Source organism: Caballeronia sp. M23-90 (assembly GCF_053574605.1).
This window is the reverse complement of record NZ_JBSIPA010000710.1, coordinates 1-2,182: the sequence shown is the minus strand read 5'-3', so window position 1 is coordinate 2,182 and position 2,182 is coordinate 1. Positions and strand designations below refer to the sequence as shown.

Annotated in this window: 2 protein-coding genes and 1 pseudogene; 2 read left to right on the top strand and 1 reads right to left on the bottom strand. The window is 59.8% G+C overall.

The features are described 5' to 3' along the window. Positions 1 to 480: NAD(P)/FAD-dependent oxidoreductase (locus ACRXB1_RS34985; protein ID WP_449494649.1), on the bottom strand; the 480-nt coding region annotated here is incomplete at its 3' end. 198 nt (positions 481 to 678) lie between these two features. Here ACRXB1_RS34985 and ACRXB1_RS34980 point away from each other — a divergent pair. Then, positions 679 to 1,374, top strand: a complete 696-nt coding sequence (locus ACRXB1_RS34980) for a GNAT family N-acetyltransferase (protein ID WP_449494648.1) — start codon at positions 679 to 681, stop codon at positions 1,372 to 1,374. Between the two features lie 310 nt (positions 1,375 to 1,684). Next, positions 1,685 to 2,182: pseudogene (locus ACRXB1_RS34975) on the top strand (membrane-bound PQQ-dependent dehydrogenase, glucose/quinate/shikimate family); the annotation flags it as partial.

The window sequence follows — 2,182 nt, the reverse complement described above, 5'->3', positions numbered from 1 at the left end:
ATCGTCGCGTTGGTCGACTGTTTCGACGCGCTGGTTCAGATGGATAGGCGGATCAAACGGACGGCACTGTTCCATCAGCCGGTCGACGAGTTCGCGTGCCGTACATGATGGAACCGCGGGGATGTCGAAGACGAGGCCCTGACCTGTTGTCACGGTCCATCGGCCATCGTCGCGTTGGTCGACTGTTTCGACGCGCTGGTTCAGATGGATAGGCGGATCAAACGGACGGCACTGTTCCATCAGCCGGTCGACGAGTTCGCGTGCCGTACATGATGGAACCGCGGGGATGTCGTAGATGGGTTTGTCGGGATACAGCTCGATGCATTGCCCGCCAATGCGCCCAAGCGTATCCACGATCTGGCACGACAAACCGACGACGCCCGCCTCGAACGCCGCAAAAAGTCCAACGGGACCAGCACCGACAATCAGGACATCGGTGCGGATCGGGGTATCGGTATGGGTGCCGTTCTCGGAAGTCATTCAGTATCCTCTTCTGTGCTGCGTATCAGTGCATTGCGCATGACGACCACCATACAGAAGCAGCAGACGACCGGCAATGAAGGCACTATTGGCAACCGAGATATCGGTAATCGGTTAGCCGTGCAGGGAATATTGCGGGCTGCCTGGTGTTCATGGTAAGACGGCACCCCCCGCTAACCTTAAAAGGAGCTTCGCTTAGTGCATCCTCTCGACAATCCGGCGTGGAACGCGCTCACCACCTTGCAACGCTCGGTCAGCTCGGGCAATGAATTGGCTCGCCGCTTCGAACCGTCCATATCGCCCATCGCAGCGGTCATGAATTCCGCCGATCCGGCTTGCTGGAGCGCACTGGCCGAAGTTGTGGGCGCCGGTTCGCTGGTTGGCGTTTTCGCCATCGACAAGGACGCGCCGCCCGAAGACTGGACTGTCGACTGGCGCTACACCTTCGCGCAGATGACATGCACGAGGGCGAGTTTCAAGGCACCCGCACGCGCGGCTGCTCACCCGTCAATGCGCGTACTCACCCTCGCCGATGGCAACGCCATGGTCGAGCTCGCGGCGCTGGCACAGCCCGGCCCGATGGAAGCTCGAACGGTCACACTAGGCCGGTATCTGGGTATCTTCGATCACGACGACAAGCTCATTGCCATGGCTGGGGAGCGGATGCGGCTCGACGGCGCAACCGAGGTAAGTGGCGTATGCACGCATCCTGAGCATCGAGGCAAGCGCTATGCGCAGCTACTGAGCGCGGCAATCACGGAGACCATCCTCGAGCGTGGCGACACCGCGTTTCTTCACGTGAGAGACGGAAACACCGGCGCGGCCAGCGTGTATGAAAAGCTCGGATTCGAAGTCCGCGCCGTGTTCGATATTGCCGCGGTCACGAAGCGCTAGACGCGCAACCTGACCCGTGTCCCCAGCTCGATGTGACCCTCCGGGCATGATGATTGCGAAGCAGCGCTTGTTTCTATAAAAGTCATATTGATGCGCATCGCCGAAATTTCGACTTTTTTGAAAGCTTGCGCGCCCCGCCCCGGCGCTCCGCCGATGTGTGTGCCTTTCGGTTCGCCATGTTCGACGGCGCGATAGCCGCATCAAGTCGATCCGGCATAGCGTATTCCACACCGGTTACCCTTCCCGTCATGCAATTTCCTTGGCACCGTTCTGCCAAGAACCGCTAGAGGCTACAACCCGAGGTGCGTAAATGAACACGAACTCTCCGGCAGCGCGATCCCCTGTCGCGTCATCTCCCATCGTAAAGTGGCTCACCATTGCGTTTTTGTTGCTGTCGGGGATTTACCTCGTGGCAATGGGTATCTGGCTGATCGCAATCGGAGGGTCGCCTTATTACGTGATCGCCGGACTTTTCATGCTGGCGGTCGCTTATCTCGTCTGGCGACGAAGCACGTCGGCGCTTTATCTTTATGCGCTGCTGCTCTTTGGCACATTGATATGGGCGGTCATCGAGGCGGGGTTCGACTTTTGGGCGCTGGGGCCGCGCCTGGACGTACTGGTTATCGCCGGCGTCTGGCTGTTGCTTCCATTCACCTATCGCCTGTTTGCGACGCCCGTCAAGAAAGGCGGCCTGACGCTCGCTGCAGCGGTGGTGCTTAGCGGCATCGCCCTTGCATATGCCGCGTTCAACGATCCGCAGGAAATCGACGGCACCGTGCAGGCGCAGGCAGACAGCGCGCCGGCAGCA